The following is a 22,761-nucleotide window of genomic DNA, read 5'->3' as shown; positions in this document are numbered from 1 at the left end:
TCGCGACCAGACAGAAAGGGCCCTGAATTGCCGGAATTCAGGGCCCTTTGTGTCTGCTCGCGGATTAGCGAGCCAGTTCCGCTGCGATGAGCGGACCCAGCCGGTCCAGGACGTCGGCGTCCATCAGCTCGGAGTGGGCGCAGTCGAGCGCCACCACCGTCAACTCACCGCCGACGTGATCCCGCCACCCCTCCGAGGCCACCCCCGTCAGATTCATCTCCAGCCGGGTGGCGTCGACGAAGAACACGTCGCCGTCGTAGCGCCCGTAGTCCGCTCCTGCAGTCAATCGTTCTGCGGCGACGTCGAGATCGCGTCGCCGCCCGTTCGCACCAGCGCAACGGCCTCGTCGACTGTCATCGTGGCACCGGGGTCGACGGGGAAACCCATCTCCCGCAGCAAGCCAGCCAACACGGTGGCCGGGTCGAACTCCTCCTCGCCGTCGACCACGTCGGTGCGTGCGTCGAGCATTCCGACGAACGTCACCTCGCGGCCGCGCCGGACGAGTTCCTCGGCGACGAGCAGTGCCATCGAACCGCCGAACGACCACCCGAGGAGTCGGATCGGCCCCCGCGGCGCGACCTCACCGACTCTGTCGGCGTACTCGGCCGCCAGGGTGCCGATACTGTCGGGCAACCGCCCGCCGTGAAAGAGCGGCGACTGCAATCCGTACAGCGGAACATCCTGCGACAGATGCCTTTTCAAACCGGCGAACTGCCAGCTCAGTCCGCTGGCCGGGGCCAGGCAGAACAGCGGCGCCGCCGAACCGGTCGCGCGCAGCACCAGCACGGGAGCCAAACTGTCCCCGCCGGGCCCCTCGTCGAGCAGGGCCGCCACCTCGGCAACCGTCGGTGCGACCATCAACTTCGCCACCGGCACGTCGACCTCGAACTCTCGTCGAATGACCGAGGCCAGGCGCACCAGCAGAAGTGAGTGCCCGCCTAGGGCGAAGAAGTCGTCGTCGACGCTCGTCACGGCGACCCCAAGCACGTCGGAGAACAGCTCGCAGAGGCGCTGCTGCAACGCGGTGTCGGCGGGCCGTCCAGTGCCCGTGGCGATCTGCGGATCTGGCAGTGCCTTGCGGTCCAGTTTGCCGCTGGGCGTCAGCGGATACGCCGCGAGTTCGACGAACGCCGACGGCACCATGTGAATCGGCAGGGATTCGAGCGCGTGCTTCCGCAGCGCGTCGGTGTCCGGCGTCGCGTTGCCCTCCGCGGGCAGGTAGTACGCGACCAGCAGGTCACCGCGAACCACGACACGCGCCGAGGCCACCGCCGGGTGGGCACCCAGAACGGTCTCGATCTCGCCGGGCTCGATCCTGACCCCGCGCAGCTTGATCTGGTCATCTGTTCTGCCGAGGTATTCCAGCGCTCCGTCACGACGCCAGCGCACGGCGTCACCGGTTCGGTACATCCTGGCGCCGTCCTCGAAGGGATTGGCGACGAAGCTCTGCGCGGTCAAACCGTGCCGGCGCAGATACCCGTCGGCCAGTTGCACCCCGGCCAGATACAGCTCGCCGGGGGCGCCCACCGGGACGGGGTTGAGGTAGGGGTCGAGCACGTACGCGCGCACGTTCCAGCCCGGCGCACCAAGGGCGACCGGCCCGCCGTCGGCGGTCCACCCGAGGACGTCGACTGAGGCCTCGGTGGGCCCGTACAGGTTGTGCAGCGGGACGCCGACGACGTCGGCGAACCGAGCCGCCACGTCGGCCGACAACGCCTCGCCGCCGACGGTGACTCTGGTCAGCGACGTACAGCGCGCGGCCCGTGGTTCCTCGAGGAACAGCTCGAGCATCGACGGGACGAAGTCGACCGCGGTGACACGTTGGGACACAATGGTTTCGGCCAAATAGCCGGGGTCGCGGTGACCACCGGGCTGGGCGACGACCAGGGTGGCGCCGACGCTCAACGGCCAGAACACTTCCCACACCGAGGTGTCGAAGCTGATCGGGGTCTTCACCAGCATCCGGTCGTCAGACCCCAGCGGGTACGCGTCCTGCAACCACGCGATGCGGTTGACGATGCCCACATGCGGCACCGCCACACCCTTGGGCCGGCCCGTCGAGCCGGACGTGTACAGGACGTACGCCAGCTGTCGTGGGTCGACGTCCGCCGGCGGCGTCACCGCCGTGTCACCGGTGGCACCCATCACCGTGTACGGGTCGTCGAGCACCACGGCGGGGCGGGCATCGGATGTCATGTACGCCAACCGATCCGCCGGATAGTCGGGGTCCAGCGGCAGGAACGCCGCACCCGACTTCGCCACGGCGACCAGGGCAACGATCAGCTCCACAGACCGGGGCAGCGACACTCCGACGACGGCACCAGGGTGGGCACCGTCGTCGGCGAGCTGGGCGGCCAAGCGGTCCGACCACCCGTCGAGCTCGGCATAGCTCAACTCCCGCCCCTCGAACACCACGGCAGTCGCGTTCGGTGTGTGCGCGGCCTGACGAGACACCAACGCGCCCAATCCCGTTGCCGGGAGGTCGCGGGTGGTGCGGTTCCGGGCGGTCACCAGGTCCTCGAACTCGCCGTCGGCGAGCACCTCGACGGATCCGATCGGACGTTCGGCGTCGACCACGACCTCGCCGAGCATCCCCACCAGCCGAGAGGTCAGCGTGCGCACGGTCGCTTCGTCGAACATGTCGGCGCCGTACTCGGCCATGATGGTCGCGCCGCCGTCGCCGCCCTGGTCGACGAGGGTGAAGCCGAGATCGAACATGGCCGCCGACGAGTCGGGTTCACACCACTGGGTGGGGAGCCCGAACATGTCCGCATCCGCACCGGCGCGCCGGTGGTATCCGATGAAGACGCCGAACAACGGGTTGCGGCCGGCGACGCGGGGCGGGTTGAGGTCTTCGACGAGTCGCTCGAAGGGCAGCTCCTGGTGGGCGAATGCCGCCAAGTCGGCCGACCGGACCCGGGTCAGCAGATCGCCGAACGACGGGTTGCCCGCGAGGTCGACCCGCAGCACCACGGTGTTGACGAAGAAGCCGATCACGTCGTCGAGCGCGGCGTCGGCGCGGCCCGCGACCGGTGTCCCGACGACGATGTCGTCGCCGGCACCCAACCGGTGCAGAAGCACCGCGACCGCCGCATGCAAGACCATCAACACGCTGACCTGACGCTCGGCGGCCAGGTTACGCAGTGCCGCAGCCACTTCCGCTGAGACGTCGAGGTTGACGGTGCCGCCGACGCCACTGGGCCTCGTCGGCCGCGGGCGGTCGGTCGGCAACGTCAGCTCGTCGGGGGCGCCTGCCAACGCGGCACGCCAGTACGTCAGTTGATCGTCGCCGATGGCGGCCAGCAGATCGCGCTGCCACAGCGCGTAGTCCGCGTACTGCACGGGCAGGCCGGGCAGGTCCGGATCGGCACCGGCGATCCTCGCCTCGTAGGCGCGGTTCAGGTCGGCGACGAATGGTGCATCCGACCACTCGTCGGTCGCGATGTGGTGCAGCAGCACGACGACCGTGTGGTCGTCGACTCCGGCCCGAATGACGTCGACCCGCAACGGAATCTCCGACGCCAGGTCGAAGGCGTGCGCAGTCGAGGCGACAATCTGTGCCTGCACGTCGTCCTCGGCGCGGTCGAAGACCTGGAGCGGCACGGGGGTTCCGACGGGCAGGATCTGCTGGAACGGGATGCCGTCCGAATCGCCGAACACCGTCCGCAGCGACTCGTGGCGGTCGACGACGTCGCCGAGGGCGGCGCGGAGCGCGTCGATGTCGAGTGGGCCGCGAACCCGGAACACCAACGGATAGTTGTACGCCAGACCGGTTTCGCCGAGCCGGTCGAGGATCAGCAGACGCTCCTGCGCGGACGAGGTCGGCAGGACCTCGGGGCGCTGCGACGCCACCAGCGCCGGCCGGGGCACCTGAGCGGCCGGCTTCGAGTCGACGAGGGCGGCGAGCGCGGCGACGGTGGGGGCGTCGAAGACGTCGCGGATCGACATCTCGACGCCGAGCCCGGTTCGAACCCCGCCGATCAGACGGATGCTGAGCAGCGAGTGGCCGCCGAGGTCGAAGAAGTCGTCGTCCACCCCCACCTCGTCGAGTTCCAGCACCTCGGCGAAGATCCGGCAGAGGGTTTCCTCCGTCGCGGATTGCGGTGCCCGGCTGGGGGTTCGCTGGGTGGTGGGGTCGACGTGCGGCAGGGCCCGAACGTCGAGCTTTCCGTTGTCGGTCAACGGAAGTCGGTCGAGCACCGCGATCGCCGAGGGCACCATGTACCCGGGCAGCGCGGCCTTGAGGTGGCTGCGCACCTCGCCGGTCAACGACGATGCCTCGTCGTCGGAGAGCGCCAGGCCACCCGTGGGCACCACGTAGGCGACCAGCTGATGCGACCCGGAGGTCTTCGGGTCGGGACGCGCGATCACTGCCGCCTGCGCCACGCGCGGATGTGCGGCGATCGCACTTTGCACGTCGCCGACTTCCACGCGATAGCCACGAATCTTGACCTGGTCGTCGGTGCGGCCCAGGAAGTCCAGGTTGCCGGCCAGGTCGTCGGCGGCGCGGCGGCGCACCACCAGGTCTCCGGTCCGGTACATCCGCCCGTCGGCCTCGAACGGATTGGCCACGAACCGGCCCGCACTCAGCCCCGGCTGACGGAGATAGCCGCGGGCCAGGCCCGCTCCGGCGATGTAGAGCTCGCCCGCGACGCCGTCGGGCACGGGCCGCAACCACGGGTCGAGGATGTGGGCTCGCGTGTTCCAAATCGGGGTTCCGACAGTGGACGTCGCGCTGTCGTCGGTTCCACCGCCGAGGGTGTTGATGGTGTACTCGGTGGGCCCGTAGAGGTTGTAGCCGTAGCTGGTGTCGCTGTCGCGCAGCCGGTCCCAGACCGCCGCCGACACCGCCTCGCCTCCCAGCAGCACCAGGACCGGCGGGTGTCCGCCAGGGGCGAGCGAAGCGACGGGGGAAGGCACGTCGCCGAGGAGCCCCTGGTCGAACAACAATTGAGCGTACGTGGGCGTCACGTTGACGACGTCCACGTGATGCCGATGGCAGTAGGTCACCAATGCGGTTGCGTCCCTGCGCAAGTCCTCGTCGCAGATGTGGACCTCGTGTCCTTCGACGAGCCAGAGCAGCTCCTCCCACGACATGTCGAAGGAGAACGACACCGTATGGGCGATCCGCAGCCCTCGTCCGCCCGCCTTGGCGATGGCGGGCGCGAAGATGGCCTCTCGGTGGTTGAGGTGCATGTTGGTCAGTCCGCGATGAGGGGTGACGACGCCCTTGGGCTTGCCCGTCGACCCCGAGGTGTAGATGACGTAGGCGGGGCTTTCCAGCGACGGCGCGAACCCGTCCCACTGCGGTGCCTCGGCGGCCAACTCGGCTCGCACGCCGTCGTCGTCGAGGACGACGACCGGGCAGTTGGGCGGTGTCGCCGCCGTGATTCGGGACGCCACGGCCGTGGTCGTCAGCAGGCAGACCGGTCCCGCGTCGGCGAGCATGATCGCCAGTCGCTCGTCCGGGTAGTCCAGCTCGAGCGGGAGGTAGGCGGCACCGGCCCGCAGCACCGCAAAGAGGGCGATCACGGCATCGATGGAGCGCGGAAGGGCCAGTGCAACAGTCTGTTCCGGCCCGATCCCGCGGTGTCTTAGCACCCACGCCAGGCGGTTGACCCGTTCGTCCAGCACTGCGTAGTCGACGCTCTCGCCTGCACAGACCAGCGCCGTGGCCCGGGGCGACTGCGCGCAGCGTTCGGCGAGCAGGTCCATCACGGTGGCGGCGGGAAGGTCGTGGCGCGTTGAATCGTGGTGCGCCACCAGCGCGGCGGTCTCGCCAGGCAGCAGCATCGGAACGGCCGCCAGAGTCGCTGCGCCGTCGGCGATCTGAAGCATCGCCTGGCGCAGCCGGTCCAGCAGACGCTGAGCGTAAGCCCGGTCCACCACGTCCGGTCGGTACTCGAGCTTCACCCAGAGTTCGCGTCCGGGTGAGGCCACCCAGGTCAACGGGTAGTGCGACGCGTCGACCGAATCGTGTCCGACGATGCCGTACTCCGACTCCATGTCGGTGAAGGTGTCGTCGTCAAGGAAGTTCTGAAGCACGTAGAGGCTGTCGAACAGTGCCCCGCCGCCGGAGCCGAGTGCGCGCTGGATGTCGCCGAGGCCGAGGTACTCGTGGTCCATCAGGGCCAGTCGATCGGACTGAACGGCCCGCATCGTCTCGGCGACCGAACGGCCCGGCTCGAGCCGCACCCGCGTCGGGACGGTGTTGAGGAAGAGTCCGATGACGTCCTCGATGCCCTCGAGGTCGGTTGGACGCCCGGCGACGGTGGAGCCGAAGACGACGTCGTCACTGCCGGTTTCGTAAGCCAGCACCATGGCCAACGCGGTGCTGATGAGGGCGTTCAGGGTGACGCCAGCATCGCGGGCCGCCTGCACCAGCATCGCGCTTTGTTGCTCGCTCAACGTGAAGTCGAGACGAAGCGCCAGCGTAGGTTCGGTGCCCACTGCAGCGGGCACCAGAAGTGTCGGTGCGGCGAGGCCGGACAACGCCGTGGCCCACTGGCGGGCAGAGGCGTCGCGGTCCTGGCAAGAGAGCCAGCGCAGGTAGTCGGTGAAGTGAGCGGCCGGCTCGGGGAGCCCGGCCGGTACACCCGTCTTCGCAGCCCCGTACTCGGCGAACAATTCACGCAGCAGCTGCTCACGGGACCAGCCGTCCAGCAGCAGGAAGTGATAGCTGAAGATCAGGCGATCGCGTTCGGCGGTGCGGGCGATCGTCATCCTGGCCAGCGGGGGCGAGTCCAGGTCGAAGGTGCGCAGCCGGTCGGCGGCGGTCATCTCTGCCAGTCGTGCGTCGAGGTCGGCGGGCGCCACGTCGGTCAGGTCGACCAATTCGGGCTCGCACACCGGGTCTTTCGTGATCGCGGCGACCGGATACGGCAGGCCGTCGGCGAGGAAGGCCGAGCGCAGCACCGGGTTGCGCCGCATCACCGCCGAGTACGCGGTGCGCAGTGCGGCGACGTCGACGGGTTCGGTGAACTCGAAGACGTTCTGCACGATGTACACCGCGGCCTTGGCGTAACTGGCCTGGAAGTACACCCCCTCCTGCAGCGGCGAGAGCGGCCAGATGTCCTCGACGTCAAGCGTCGTCGCAGCGGTGACCCGGTCGACGTCGGCCTGGGACAGCTCGACGAACTTCAGGTCCGATGGCGTGAGGGAGGGCGCGGACGGTCCGCCCCCGAGCTGACCCAGCTCACGCAGTACCGCCGTCCAGTGCTCGGCAAGGTCGACGACGGAGTCCTCGCCCAGCTCCCCGTCGGCGTAGGTGAGCGTCGCGCGCAACACCGGGCCGTCGACGGTCTCGTCGCAGATCGCGTTGATCTCCAGCAGGTAGGGAGTGCCGAGGTCGGGATCGGGATCACCGCGAAGCGCGGCCACCTCAGGTGCCGAATCCCAGTCCGCGGTGCCGTCGGCCGCCCAGCGGCCGAGGTAGTTGAACAGCAACTGTGGTGCGGGCAGGCGCCCGAGAGCCGCCGCGGTGCGGGGGTTGCAGTAGCGCAGCTGACCGAATCCCAGTCCGCCGTCGGCGACTGCGCGCAGTCGCTCCTTGGTCTCCTTGAGGACGGTGACGTGATCGTCAGCCGTGTTGGCGGGCAATCGAACCGGCGCGATCGCAGTGAACCAGCCGACGGTCCGCGAGAGGTCCAGATCCGCGTCCCACCCGTCGCGGCCGTGGCGTTCCAGGTCCAACACCAATGGTGCGTCGGGGTTTCCGCCCTTGGCGGCACGCCAGCGCCGCACGGCGATCGACAGTGCGGCCACCAACGTTTCGGTGATGTCGGCGTTCGCCATCGCGGGAACCGCCGTCAGCAGAGGTACCGTCTCCGCGGCCGTCAGCCGCATCTCGTGGTCGCGGGTCGAGCCCACCGTCAGACCGACCGTGTTGGCCCGGTCGTCGAGTTCGCCGCCCGGAGCCAGCGTCGAGGTCCAGTGTTCGAACTCGGCCAATCGTGCTGCCTGCTGCGCACTTTCGTTGACGGTTCTGGCGTAGGACCGAATCGAGGTCGGCACCGAAGGCAACGCGGGACGGGTACCCGCGCGCACCTGGTCGAAGGCCTCCCCCAGGTCGTCGATCAGGATGCGCCAAGAGACGCCGTCCACCGCAAGGTGGTGCACCGTCAGCAGGAGGCGTCCCTGCCGGTCGGGGCCGAGGTCGAACCACACGGCGTCCACCAAGGCCCCGGATCCGGGGTCGAGGCGGTCGGCCGCCGCGTCGGACTGCACGCCGATCGCGTCAACCAGTTCGTCGTCGGTGAACCCGGAGGCGTCGACCCTGAGCGTCGAGACACGGGGCGCGGCAGCCGTTTCCAACGACCACAGCATCGGCGCCGGACGATGCAGTCGCAGTCCGAGCGCGTCGTGGCGCGCGACCACGGCGTTGACCGTTGCGTCGAGCTGATCGGTCGTCGCCCCGGCCGGTGCGAGGAGCAACTCGGCTTGATTCAGTCGGTCGACCCCGCCGCCGAGCTCCGCGAGCCGCTGCACGATGGGCGTCAACATGACCTCGCCGAGGTCGGGTCCGGCGTCCGTGTCGTCGACGGCGGCCTGCTGCGGCGCCACGGCGTCGGCGGCTGAGGCGAGCGCTGCGGGCGTGCGGTTGACGAACACCTGCTGAGGGGTGATGCGCACGCCCTGGCGGCGGGCCCGGTTCACCAGCTGGATGGCGACGATGCTGTCTCCACCCATCGTGAAGAAGTCGTCGTCGACTCCCACTGCGGCGCCGAGGATCTCGGAGCACAACGCGGCCAACAACTCCGCCGTGCTTCCCGGGGCGTCGGTGACGGGTTGAGCAGGTGCGACAGGCGCCTCAGCGGGCGCGGGCAGCGCGGCTCGGTCGAGCTTGCCGTTGACCGTCAAGGGCAGCGCATCCAAGACCACCAGTGCGGACGGGACCATGTAGTCGGGCAGTCGGGTGGCCAGTTGCGTGCGCACCTCGGCGACGTCGACCGCGGTGCGCCCGACCACGTATCCGACGAGCCGCGTGCGGCCCGTCTCGTCCTGACGTACCGCTGCCGCGGCGTTCGCCACGTCGTCGAGGGCGGCGAGCGCCGACTCGACCTCGCCGAGCTCGATTCGATAGCCGCGCACCTTGACCTGTTGGTCGGAGCGCCCGACGTAGACGAGCTCACCGTCCTCGGTCCACATCGCGGTGTCGCCGCTGCGGTAGAGCCGTTCCCCGGCGCCGTCGAACGGATTGGCTACGAAACGCGTCGCGGTGAGGCCGGGCTTGCCGACGTACCCACGGGCGATCTGCCCGCCCGCGACGTAGATCTCGCCGACGACCCCGGTGGGCACGGGCTGAAGGGACTGGTCCAGCAGGTGGATTCGCAGCCCGGGGATGGCGTCACCGATGACGCTGCCGGTGGCGCCTGCCGAGTCGGAGACCTCGAGCGGACGGTGTGACACGTGCACGCAGGTCTCGGTGATGCCGTACATGTTGACCAGCCGCGGAGAGTCCGCGTCGTGTCGTTCGTACCAGGCGGTGAGCCGGGTGGCGTCTAGCGCCTCGCCGCCGAAGACCACGTAGCGCAGCGACCCGAGCGACGACGTTCGTCCGCCCTGCCGGTCGGCCTCGATCAGCGGGTAGAACGCCGAGGGGGTCTGGTTCAGCACCGTCACCCGTTCGGATGCCAGCAGTTCCAGGAACCGGTCGGGGTCGCGGGCGACGGCCTGTTCGACGACGACGAGTTGTCCGCCGTGCAGCAGCGGGCCCCACAGTTCCCACACCGAGAAGTCGAACGCCGCGGAGTGGAACATCGTCCAGACGTCGTCGGGACCGAAGTCGAAAAGTGCTGCGGTGCCGTCGAACAGCGCCGCGACGTTGCGGTGGGTGACCGTCACGCCCTTGGGAACGCCGGTGGAGCCCGAGGTGTAGATGACGTACGCCGCGTGGTCGGCGTCCAGCGCAGGCGTCTGCGTGCTGCCCGGCCGCTGGCTTGCGGCGTCGTCGACGAGCACCACCGGGGTGGACGCGGTCGAGACTCCGGCGGGCAGCCGGTCGGCCCTGTCGACCAGGATGCAGACCGGTGCCGAATCGGTGACGACGTGCCGAAGACGCGCCTCTGGCGAGTCGACGTCCAACGGGACGTAGGTGCCGCCCGCCTTGATGACGGCGAGCAGCGCGACGATCAGATCCATTGAGCGTGGCAGTGCGACGGCGACCCTGGACTCCGGCCGGACGCCGAGTCCGGTCAGCGTCGCGGCGACCGCCGACGCCCTCTCGTCGAGTTCGGCGTAGGTGATGCGGTCCGCGCCGCAGCTGACCGCGGTGCGGTCGGCATTCTCGGCGGCGGCAGCGCCGAAGGCGTCGACGAGTGTGCGGTCGGGGCCTTGCCGCGACGTCGTCCCCGCGACGAGATCGCGTTCGGCGGCGGTCCGCAGGTCGACGTCGCCGGCCCGGGTGTCCGGGTCTTCGGTGAACGCCGCCAGGATGCGCTCGACGCGTTCGGCGAACCTGTCGGCCTGAGCCGCGGTGACAGCCCCCGTGTCGTACTTGATCTCCACCGTGAGCTGGTCGTCCAGATATGCGACGAAGGACACCGGGTAGTGCGGTGAGTCGGTGCCGGTGAAGCCCTGGAAGTGCAGTGCCCGAGCGTCGTTCGACGGCTCGCTGGCCACCGTCGGGAAGTTCTCGACGACCACCATGGTGTCGAAGAACTCCCGAACGCCGGCGAGCCGGGCCAGTTCGGCAAGGCCCAGATGTTGGGCGTCGAGGACGGCGCTCTGCTGGTCCTGCAGGTCGGCCATGACCGTCGCGATCGACGTGTCATGGTCCCAGGCCATCGGCACCGGGAGGGTGTTGATCAGGAGTCCGACGATCGACTCGGTTCCGGCAAGCTCGCCACCGCGACCCGACACCGTCGACCCGAACACCACGCGCCTGCGGTCGAGAAGTCGCCCGAGGAGCAGTCCCCACGCGCCGTGCAGCACGGTGCTGAGCGTGACGCCGCGTTCCCGCGCCGTCCTGGTCAGTTCCGTGGTGAGCTCGGCCGAGAGTCGTCGGACCGAGCTGCTGTGCTCGCCAACGGTTTTCGGCGTCTCGAACAAGCGTGTCGCCTCGACCCCGGCCAGCGCCGTCTTCCAGGCCTGCCTGGCGGCGTCCTGGTCTCCGCCGCGGACGGCCTCGACGTGGTCGCGCAGCGTTCCGACGAGCGGGGTCAGGCCCGTGCCGACGCCGAGCGCCGCGTTGTAATGCGCGACGACGTCGCCGAACAGCACCGGGTAGGACCACCCGTCGGCGACGATGTGGTGCATGGTCTGAACCAGCCGGTGGTCCTCGGCGGTCAACGACACCAGCGCGTACCGAACCAAGGGTGGTGCGGCGAGGTCGAACGGTCGCGAGAGTTGCTCGCGGGCAGCGTCGTCGAGGCGCCGGAGCGCGGCGGACTCGTCGACCGTCGTCGCGTCGACGAGCTCGAGGGCGACCGGTACGTCGGCCCAGATGACCTGCGCGATCCGACCGTCCCGCAGCTCGTGGAACCCGGCCCGAAGCGCCTGGTGTCGTGCCATGACGGCGTTCAGGCTGGCGCGCAGCGCTTCTGGGTCGACCGGTCCCGAGAGCTCGGCGATCTGCTGCACGCGGTAGGTGTCGGTGTAGTCGTCGTCACCTGCGCCGAGCGCACCGTGGAAGTACATGCCCTCCTGCAGCGGCAGCAGCGGAAGGACGTCCTCGACGCGTCCGGTCGCCTGCCAACCGTCGAGGTCCGCCTGGGCGACGTCGACGAGCGGGAAGTCCGACGGGGTGTGCCCGCCCAGGTCGTCGCATCGGGTCAGCGCCGTCAACGCGGCCGACCACAGTGCGGCGAGCTCGTCGACGTCGGCGGTGTCCAGCAGGCCACCCGGCCAGGACAACGTGAAGGTCAGTCGGGTCCCGCCGGGTCCGTCCTCGGCGATGGCGTTGATCTCCAGTGCCACTACCGGATTGGTGGGGTCGACGCCCTCGCGGAGGCCACCGAACTCCGCGACCGGCTCCCAGGCCTTGCCGCTGCCGCCGGCGAACCGGCCGAGGTAGTTGAAGAGGATCTGGGGTGCGGCCCCGGTGACGGGTCGGGCGGAGTCGAGGTGGCGCAGCACGCCGTAGCCGAGTCCGCGGCTCGGCGTGGAGCGCAGCTGCTCCTTGACCGCCTTCACCGCCGCCGCCAGTTCCTGACCGGCCGCGAGGACGTCGTCCCACTCGACTGTGCCAGGATCCAGTCGTACCGGGTAGATCGCCGTGAACCAGCCGATCGTGCGGGACAGGTCGAGGTGCCCGGCCACGAGTTCGGGCTCCCTGCCGTGACCCTCCAGGTTCACGACCGCCGCCGTGCTCTCACCGTGGCCACGGTCGGCCCGCCACCGTGCCAGTGCCAGCGCGAGCGCGCTGAGCAGCACATCGTTGACTCCGCCGTAAACCGCGGCGGGGACCGATGACAGCAGTGCCGAGCTGACGTCCGCAGGTAGCGAAAAGCTTTGACTGCGGACGGTTTCCGCCGTGTCGACGTCCGGGTCGAGGGGGCGGTGGCCGAGGTCGGGGTCTGCCGTCGCCAACACGTCGTTCCAGTACGGCGCTTCGCCGTCGAAGCGCGTCGCGGAGATCGCACTCGACCAGGTCCGGAACGACGTCGGGACGTCGTCGAGAGCCGCAGGCCTGCCCGCGGCGACGTCGGTCCACGCGGCCGCCAGGTCCTCGGTGACGATGCGCCACGAGACGCCGTCGACGACGAGGTGGTGCACGACCAGCAGAAGCTGGCCGGTGCCCTCCGGCGCGTCGTACCAGACGGCGCGGACCATCCGACCGGTCTCGGGGTCGAGTTCGGCGGCCGCGGCGCTGGTGGCCGCGTCGACGTCGGATGCGGTGAGAACGCCGTCGCGGACGGTCAACACCGAGCCGGCCGACACCGGCGCCTCCGGCACCGAGAGTGTCCATCCGTCGCCGCCGACGTAGAGGCGCGCGCGCAGCATGTCGTGGGTGTCGAGCATCGCCTGGATGACGAGTTCCAATTGGCTGCTGGTGATTCCGGCAGGTGTGGCCAACACCGTCGACTGGTAGAAGTTGGCCAGTGGTGTCTGCGCGTCGGCGGTCTCGGCGAGCATCGGCGTCGCGGCGATCGTGCCCACACCGCTGTCGCGCTCGGCGGGTGCCGTCGGCGTGTCAGAGGTGGTGGTGACGGCGGCCAGCGCCGCGACGGTCCTGCGGCGGAAGACGTCGCGCGGGGTGAGATGCAGACCCGCTTTGCGGGCCTTGCCCGACACCGCGATCGAGGAGATGCTGTCCCCGCCGAGAGTGAAGAAGTCGTCGTCGATGCCGATGTTCGGCAGGCCGAGGACGTCGGCGAAGATGCTTGCCAACAACGCTTCTCGGTCGTCCCGCGGGTCCCGCGACGGGCCGGACGACGGGACGACGGGATCGGGAAGGGCGCGGACGTCGAGCTTTCCGTTGACCGTCAGGGGGATCGCGTCGACGAAGCCGTACAACGCGGGCACCATGTAGTCGGGAAGGGTCTGCGACACCGCCGCCCGCAGTTCGGCGGCGAACGCCTCCTGATCTGCCCGTGGCTCGTCCTGGACGACGTAGCAGACCAGTTGCTTCACCGACGCAGACGGGCCTGGCCGCGCGATGGCGACGGCCTGCCGCACCTCCGGCAGCGCGGACAGCGCCGCCGCGACCTCGCCGAGTTCCACTCGGTAGCCGCGAATCTTCACCTGGTCGTCGCTGCGCCCGAGAAAGTCCAGCGTGCCACCGGCGTCGGATCGGCGGGCCACCAAATCGCCCGTGCGGTACATCCGGCCGCCCACGTTGAAGGGGTCGGCGACGAAGCGGTCGGCCGTCAGGGCGGGCCGGTCGAGGTAGCCGCGTGCCAGGCCGGCGCCCGCGATGTACAGCTCGCCGACGACACCGTCACCAACGGGACGCAGCCACGAGTCGAGAACGTAGGCGCGAGTGTTCCAGATGGGTTGTCCCACAGTGGGGGTCGCACTGTCGTCGGTTCCTGCGCCGAGGGTGTTGATGGTGTACTCGGTGGGGCCGTACAGGTTGTAGCCGGTGCCGTTCGGAAGGTCGCGGAGGCGACGCCACACGTCGTCCGACACGGCCTCACCGCCGAGCAGCACCAGGGTCGGCGGATGACCGCCGTCCTCCAGCAGGCCCTGCTCGAACAGGTGATGCGCGTAGCTGGGTGTCACGTTGACGACGTCGATGCGGTGCTGGTGGCAGTACGCCACCAACGCGGTGGCGTCCCTGCGCAGTTCCTCGTCGCAGATGTGCACCTCGTGGCCTTCGACGAGCCAGAGCAGCTCCTCCCACGACATGTCGAAGGAGAACGACACCGTGTGCGCCACCCGCAGCCGTCGGCCACCGGCCTTGGCGATCGCGGGTTCGAAGATCTCGACCCGGTGGTTGAGCTGCATGTTGGTCAAGCCGCGGTAGGGCGTCACGACACCCTTCGGGCGTCCAGTGGACCCGGAGGTGAAGATGACGTAGGCCGGGTGCTCGAGGCGTTGCGGCCCAGCACTTCTCGCGAAGTCGCCGAGCTCGGCGTCGGTGAGGGCGTCGCCCGGCGTGCGGGCCAGCGCGTCGCGGACGCCCGGGTCGTCGAGCCGCAGCACGGCACCGCCGAGTCGGTTTTGGTGATCGGCCACCTCGGCGCTCGAGGCGTGGCAGACGAGCAGCACCGGACGGGCGTCGTCGAGCATGCCGGTGAGCCGAGCCACGGGGTAATCCCGTTCCAGCGGCAGATAGGCGGCACCGGTGCGCAGCACCGCGAAGAGCGCCACCACCATGTCCACCGACCGGGGCAGTGCCAAGGCGACGACGCGCTCGGGACCCGCTCCGCTCTCGAGCAGGCGGCGCGCGAGTTGGTTGATTCGCCCGTCGAGTTCGGCGTAGGTCAGCCGGGTGTCACCGAAGACCAGCGCGGTCTCGTCGGGGCAGCTGCGGGCCCGCTCGGCCAGCAGGTCGGCGATGGTGTCGTCGCCGATGTCGTGTTCGGTGGCCCGCCACTGGCGGGCCAACGCGTCGCGCTCGGCAGGCAGCGCCAGGTCGAGGTCGCCGAGCGCGGTGTCGGGTTGGGTCAGCAGCGCGTCGACTGCGCGGACGAGGCGCTCGACCATCGCCGCCGCGGCTTCCGGGTCGACGACGTCGGGCCGGAACTCCAGCTTGATCGTCAGCCGCTCCCCCGGGGTCAACACCCACGTCAGCGGATAGTGCGTGGTGTCGACGAAGTCGACGCCGATGATGCCGTGCTGGCGCTCGAACTCGGTGAACGTGTCGTCGTCGAGGAAGTTCTGCAGGACGTAGAGCGCGTCGAACAGCGGTTGGTGCCCGGTACTGCGGGTGATGTCGCCGAGCCCGACGTATTCGTGTGCCATGAGGTCGAGGCGGAAGTCCTCGACGCGCCGAAGGAGTTCGGCCACAGTCGTATTCGGCGTCGTCTCCACGCGCACGGGGACGGTGTTGAGGAACTGGCCGATGACGTTCTCGACACCGGGCAGCTCGGGTGGCCGGCCCGCGACGGTGGTGCCGAACACGACGTCGGTGCTTCCGGTCTCGAAGCCGAGCACCATGCCGAGGGCGGCGGTCAGGACCGTGTTGGCGGTGGTGGAACTGGTCCTGGTGTGTTGCTCGAGCCGGGCGGTCACCTCGCGGGACAGCTCGCCGTAGACACGTTCAGGCAGTGCGGGTTCGCGGCCGACGGCCTCCGGCGCCACCAGCGTCGCCTCTGGCAATCCGGCCAGGGCGTCGGACCAGGCTTGAATGGACGCGGCCTGGTCCTGGTCGTCGACCCACCTCAGGTAGTCGACGTAGGTGCTCTTGGCGGCGGGCAGGGCTCCGCGGATTCCGCGGGAGTCATACAGCGCGAACAACTCTCGCAGCACTAGTTCGCGGGACCAGCCGTCCCACAGCAGGAAGTGGCAGGTGAGAAGCAAGCGGTCCCCACGCCCCGGCAGACGGATCACCGTCAACCGAACCAACGGTGGCATGCGGAGGTCGAACGGATTCTCGGCGTCGGCACGCATGACCTCGGCGAGCCGATCGTCCGCGGCCTCCGCCGTCAGGTCCGACAGGTCGACGAGCGTGACGTCGGCGGGAACGAAGCGGCCGATGTACTGCACGGGCCGCACCAGATCCTCACTGGTGAAGCCAGCCCGCAGATTGTCGTGGCGAGACAGCAACGCCCCGAACGCGGTACGCATCGCGTCGACGTCGAGCTGGCGGTTGAAGTCGAAGACGTTCTGGGCCAGATAGGTGTTGACGTCGTCGGTGTAGGTGGACTGGTAGTAGACGCCCTGCTGCAGCGGCGACAGTGGCCACACGTCCTGAACCTCGACGGGACACCCGTCGACGAGGTGGGCGAGTTCGTCGTCGGCGAGACCGTGCCAGGCGGCGGGCTCGGCCGTCACGGCCTGGGGCTCCGGTGGCGCGGCGGTGACGCGGGTGGCGAGAACGTCTTCCAGCGCTCGGGGCGTGCGGAGCTGGAACAGCTCCTTGGTCTGGATCCCCACGCCGGAACCCGCGAGCCGGTTGACGACCCGCAAGGCGAGCAGGCTGTCCCCGCCGAGAGCGAAGAAGTCGTCGTCGATGCCGATCGCATCGGAGATGTCCAGTACGTCTTGGAAGACGCTGCAGATCGACGACTCACGCTCAGTCCGCGGGGTGACCTTGGAGACCGACAGCACAGGTTCGGGAAGCGACGTGCGGTCGCGTTTCCCGTTGGGCAGCAACGGGATATTCGACAGCGGGGTGACCGTCGCGGGCACCAGGTGGGCGGGCAACCGCTCGGCGAGGGCGGCGCGGATCGCCGCCTGGTCGACCGGCGCGGCGTCACGGGTCACCACGTACGAGTCCAGACGTGCAGAACCGTGGGTCCCGTGGTGGACGGTGACGACGGCGTCGGCGACGCCGGGCAGCTCGCCTAGTGCCGCTTCCACCTCACCGAGTTCGACGCGGAATCCGTTGATCTTGACCTGGTCGTCGCTGCGTCCGATGAACTCGACGTCGCCGGTGCTGGTCCACCGCGCGAGGTCGCCCGTGCGGTAGAGCCGTGCCCCGTCCGCGCCGAACGGGTCGGCGACGAATCGGGCTGCGGTGGTGCCGCCCTGGCCGTGGTAGCCGCGGGCGAGTTGGACTCCGCCGACGTAGATTTCGCCGATTGCACCGGGCGCCACCGGGGCGAGGTCGGGCCCGAGCAGCAGGATGCGGACGCCGGGAACCGGCCGTCCCAGGGTCGTGTGGCCGTCGTCGGCCACCGGTCCGGCGAGCACGTCGCCCGCGACTTCGGACGACCCGTAGGAGTTCACGATTTGGGCGTCCGGGGACACCCGCCGCAGTGCGGCGACGGTCGCGTCGTCGAGTGCCTCGCCGCTGCAGATCCAGCGCCGGACGTGGCCGAGACCCGTCGGGGCCGACTCGACCATCGCGACGGCGAGGCTCGGAACGACGAGAAGCTGGGTGGCCCCGGCCTTCTCGACCAGGCTGACGAGTGCGGCGGCGTCACGTGCCGTGTCCTCGTCGGCGACCACGGTGCTGGCGCCCGCCACCAACGCTCCCAGGAGTTCGGTGGTGCCGTCGATGAAGCTCGTCGAGCTCTTGGCGACCCGCACGTCGTCGCGATCGTTCGACCACGCCTCTGCGGCCCATTTCAGCCGGTTGGCAAGGGCGCCGTGGGTTCCGACGGTTCCCTTGGGCTTTCCGGTGCTTCCTGAGGTGTAAACGATGGAGGCCGCGTCGTCCGGGCCGACTGCAATGCCTCCTGCGGCTCGCGCCGTTGGGTGCGCGTCGACGGACAGGGTGGGCACCTCGTGCGACGGCAGCGGCCTGCCGTCGGTGATGACCATTCGCGGCCGGGCGTCGGAGAGCATGTAGGTGATGCGCGCCTCCGGGTACTGCGGGTCGACGGGCAGATACGCGGCGCCGGACCGCATGACGGCCAGCAGGGCGACCGCCAGGTCGTTGGTGCGCCCGGTGGCAACGGCGACCACGTCGCCCGAGCCCACTCCGTTTTCGGCAAGTGCCCCGGCCAACCGGGTGGCTTCCTCGTCCAGTTCGCGGTAGGTCAGTCGCCCGGCACCGTCGGTGAGCGCCATGGCATCGGGGACGCGGTGAACCTGCTCGGCGAAGAGGTCAAGGACGGTGCCGTGCCACGCCGGCGCGCCGGTTCCCGCGGCCAGCACTGCGCCGACCTCGGCCGGGGTGAGCAGTTCGACGTCGCTGCACGCGGTGTCCGCGGAGTCGACGATCGTGGTGAGGATTCGTTGGTAGAACGCGAGTACGCGCTCCGCCGTCGCGGCGTCGACTCTTGCCTGGTCGTGGGTCAGTGCGACGGTGAACGGATCCGACGGCTTGACCATCAGGGTGAGGGGGTAGTGCGGCGCCTCGACGACGTCGACGGATCCGACCCGGATCGTCGCCGTTGGGTCGTCCGCGGCCGGGTAGTTCTCGATGACGATCAGGGTGTCGAACAGCTCGGGCACGCCGATGGCGTGCTGGATGTCGGCGAGTGCGACGTGGTGGTATTCGAACAGTGCCGTCTGCGCGTCGGCGAACCGGCGGACGACGGTCTCGACGGAATCGCCGATTGCCCAGTGTGTTCTGGCGGGAACGGTGTTGATCAAGAGCCCGACCATGTCGTCGATTCCTGCGACGTCGACGCCTCGACCCGACACGGTCGAGCCGAAGACCACGTCGGTGCGCCCGCTGAGCCGGCCCACCGCGATGCCCCAGGCCGCGCCGATGACGGCGCTGACGGTGACGCCGTGGCTGCCCGCCCACTGCACGATTCCGGTGGCCACGTCGGCCGGGACCCGAGCGCCGACCTTGCCGAAGCCCGATGCCCCGGACGTGCTGGGCGGCAGCGCATCTGCCAGTCGGGTCGGCTCGTCGACGGAGTCCAACTCGGTGCGCCACGCCGCAAGCGCCTCCTCGGCGGGGGCGGCGGCGATCCACGTCAGGTAGTCGCCGTAGCGGGGCGCCGCGGTCAGCGGGGCAGCCGCGTCGTCGTGCAGTGCGGCGAGTTCCCGCAGCACGATGGGCACCGACCAGCCGTCGGCGACGATGTGGTGGACGGTCTGAATCAGGACGTGCCGGTGCGACGTCAGACGTATCAGCGCGTAACGCATCAGCGGCGGCACCGCCAGGTCGAACGGCCGGTCGCGCTGCTCGGCGGCCACGTCGTCCACTCGGCTCGCGGCGGCGTCGGCATCGACACCGGCGAGATCGAGGTACAGCCAGGGCATTTCGGGTGTCGACCCGATCACCGAGACGATGCTGCCGTCGGCGGCGGGCTGGAAGGCGGCGCCGAGATGGCGGTGCCTGTCCATGAGCAGGTTGGCTGCTGCGCGCAGGCGCTCGGCGTCGACCGGACCGGCCAACTCGACGATCTGCTGGACGACGTACGGATCGACGTCGGCGTAGGTGGAGTGGAAGTAGATGCCCGATTGCAGCGGCGACGGCGCCACGACGTCGACCAGCTCGCCGTGGCTGCCCTGGAACGCGTCGACGTCGGACTGCGTGATCGCGACCAGCGGGAAGTCCGAAGGGGTCGGACCGTTGACGGCGTCGCTGACGGCGATGGCGGTGAGGGCCTCGACCCACAGCCCCGAGAGTGCGTCCATCCGCCGCCGATCCAGCACGCCGGCCGGCCAACTGAAGGTGGCCTCCAGGTACGCGCCGGCGTCGGTCTCCACGGTGATGGCGTTGACCTCGACGGCCCGCGGCAGCGGCATCCGGGGGTCGCGGTCCTCGGCGACCTCGTCTTCGGCGAGGGTCCACGGTTGGTCACCGGCGCCGCTGAACCTGCCGAGGTAGTTGAACAGGACCTGCGGTTGGACCGCCAGATCGGGCCGCGGGCGACCCGAAAGATACCGCAGTGCACCGTAACTGAGCCCGTTGCGCGGTACCGCACGCAGTTGCTCCTTGACCGCCTTGACGGCGGCGCCCAGCTCCGGGCCTCCGGACATCAGCTGGTCCCACGGTGTCGCACCGGGGTCGACTCTGACGGGGAAAAGGGTGGTGAACCAGCCGAGCGTGCGGGACAGGTCGAGCTGTTCACCAGCGGCGCCGAGGTGTTCGGCCTCGCGGCCGTGTCCTTCGAGTTCGAGCAGCAGCGAGGACGACTCGCCCCCGCGCCATTCGGCAAGTGCCAACGAGAGAGCGGTGACCAAGGCGTCGTTCACGCCGCCGCGAATCGCGTTCGGCACCGGGCCGAGCAGGCGGCCCGTGACGTCAGCGTCGATGCGCACCACCAGCTTGTCCTCGGTCGCGACCACGTCGACCGCCGGGTCGAGAGGCCTGCTGCCGATCGTCGGCTCGGCTGCGCCGCCGGCGACCTGAAGCCAGTAGTCCTCGTCGGCGGCGAACGTGCCGCCCGTCGTGGCGGCACGGAGCTCGTCGGCCCACTGCCGAAGCGGGGTGTCCGCGGTGGCGAGTGAGACGGGTTGCCCGGCTTGCAGATCCGTCCATGCGGAGGACAGATCCTCGCTGAGCAGGCGCAGCGAGACGCCGTCGACGACGACGTGGTGAAGCATCAGGATGAGGCGGCCGGGCAGCTCGGCGCCGGCGTCGAGCCAGACGACGTCGACCATTCGTCCGTTGCGCGGGTCGAGGCGTTGGACCGCCAGCGAACGCTGCTCGGCGGTCACCGCGTCGACGTTGCCGTCGAGCGGCACCGTGGTGAGTACGTCGGCCGCCGTCAGCGCGCCAGCGGCGGGGATCGTCAGCCCGCCGGGTTCGACGGTGCCGGTTCTGGCGCGTAGGACGTCGTGGCAGGCGAGCAGGGCGTCGACCATGGTCGTCAGCGACGCCGTCGTCAGTCCCGCCGGGGTGTGCAATGTGACGGACTGGAAGAAGCCGTCCATTCCGGTTGCGCCGTTGCCGACCTCGTCGAGCCACGCCAGGATCGGCGTCGCCGCGACGTCGCCGACCGGGTCGACCGCAACCGCCTCGGGGGCGGACGCACCGGCGTCCGTCGCCGCGGCCGCCAATTCGGCCGGGGTGCGCATCGCGAAGATGTCGCGTGGTCGCAGGCGCAGGCCGATCTTGCGGGCCCGGCTGATCAGGCCCATCGCGACGATGCTGTCCCCACCCAGGGCGAAGAAGTCGGCGTCGGCACCAACGCTTTCGACGCCGAGGAGTTCGGCGAAGATCTCGGCGATCGCGCGGGCGCGTGGGTCGGTGGGCGCCGGCCCCATGCTGGGGGCCGTCGTCGGCGGCGCGGGTAGCGCGCGTCGGTCCAGCTTGCCGTTCGCGGTGACGGGGAACTCGTCGAGCACCACTACGGCGGCGGGCACCATGTGCTCCGGCAGCTTCGATGCACACCAAGCGAGCATGTCGCCGGCGTCGACCTCGGTGTTGGACACCACGTAGCCGGTCAACTGCGCACCGCCGTAGGGCGTTTGGCGCATGATGACGGCCGCATGGCGGACCGACGGATGCGACGCCAGGATGACCTCGATTTCCTCGAGCTCGACCCGCATCCCGCGGATCTTGACCTGGTTGTCGGCCCTGCCGAGGAATTCGAGCACGCCTTCGGATGTCCAGCGGGCCAGGTCGCCGGTGCGATACATCCGCGAGCCGTCGTCGTCGAAGGGGTTCGCGACGAAGCGCGACCCCGTCAGCCCTGGCGCGTGAATGTAGCCGCGCCCCAACAGGAATCCGGCGGCGTAGAGTTCGCCGCCGACGCCGACCGGTACCGGCTGAAGGTCGTCGTCGAGGACGTAGAGCTGGGTGTGCGGATTCGGCCTGCCGATGGAGGTTTCGATCCGCTCGGCGCTGTCGCGGTAGATGACGTGCGAGACACCGATGGTCGCCTCGGCGGGGCCGTACCCGTGGTAGAGCGTGGTACTGAGCTGGGTCCGGAACCGGTCGAACAGCGCGGGCGTCAGGACCTCGCCGCCGCACCAGACGTGCTTCAGCCCGGACAGCAGGCTGGTTCCTTGAGAGAGGTCGAGGAGCACGTCGAGCATCGACGACACCAGGTAGACGAAGGTGACCTTCTCAGTTGAGATCAGGTCGAGCAGGTACTGCGGGTCGCGCTCGCCGCCGGGCTCGGCCACCACGACGTAGCCACCGGAGACCAGTGGCAGCAGGATTTCGTTGACGGAGATGTCGAACGACAGCGGTGCCTTGAACAGCGAGGCGTCCCCCGGCCCGAAGCCGAGGACGTCTTTCACCTGCCAGGTCAGCCTCTCGGCGATGGCTTCGTGGCGGATCATCGCGCCCTTGGGCTTACCGGTCGACCCCGAGGTGAAGATGACGTAGGCCAGCTGGCTGCCGTCGATCACGGTCGACGGCGCGGAGGCGGACTGGTCGCCGAACGCCCATGCGTCAAGGGCGATTTCGACCGACTGCGGATCTTCCGGCATCGCCGTACCCGGCGCAACGACCACCGAGGTGGCCCTGGTGTCGGCGAGGACCTGCTGCCTGCGCTCGGCGGGCCACTGCGGATCGACGGGCACGAAGGCGCCGCCAGCGGCCAGGATGGCCATCGCGGCCACCACCATCTCGACCGAGCGCGGCAACGCGATGGCCACCATCTGTTCGTGCGAAACGCCCTGCGCACGAAAGTGATTCGCCAGCTGGTACGAGCGATCGGCCAGTTCGCGATAGGTCAGCCGCACCTCGCCGGCGACGACGGCCAGCGCGTCGGGGGTCAGCTCGACCTGCCTGGCGAAGGCGTCCGGCACCGTGGTCGTGGTGTCGGGCCAGCTCTGGTTGTTCCACTCGCGCAGCAGGTCCAAGCGATCGCTCGGGGTCAGGCCGTCGTCGATCTCGGTCGTCGTCATGTT

General features: G+C 69.7%; 1 protein-coding gene and 1 pseudogene. Both read right to left on the bottom strand.

Annotated features, from left to right (window positions below):
- Nucleotides 1-64: 64 nt before the first annotated feature.
- Nucleotides 65-286 carry a hypothetical protein gene (locus B1790_RS35455; RefSeq protein ID WP_233165341.1) on the bottom strand — a complete coding sequence of 74 codons (222 nt, stop codon included), beginning with the start codon at nt 284-286 and terminating at the stop codon, nt 65-67.
- Nucleotides 283-22,758 (bottom strand): annotated as a pseudogene (locus tag B1790_RS27345) (non-ribosomal peptide synthase/polyketide synthase); the annotation flags it as partial. The gene B1790_RS35455 and the pseudogene B1790_RS27345, both read right to left, overlap by 4 nt.
- Nucleotides 22,759-22,761: the final 3 nt, after the last annotated feature.

This window comes from Mycobacterium sp. AT1 (genome assembly GCF_002043095.1).
Classification (GTDB): Bacteria; Actinomycetota; Actinomycetes; order Mycobacteriales; family Mycobacteriaceae; genus Mycobacterium.
Note: the sequence above shows the minus strand (reverse complement) of the source record. Positions and strands in the feature narration are given on the sequence as shown.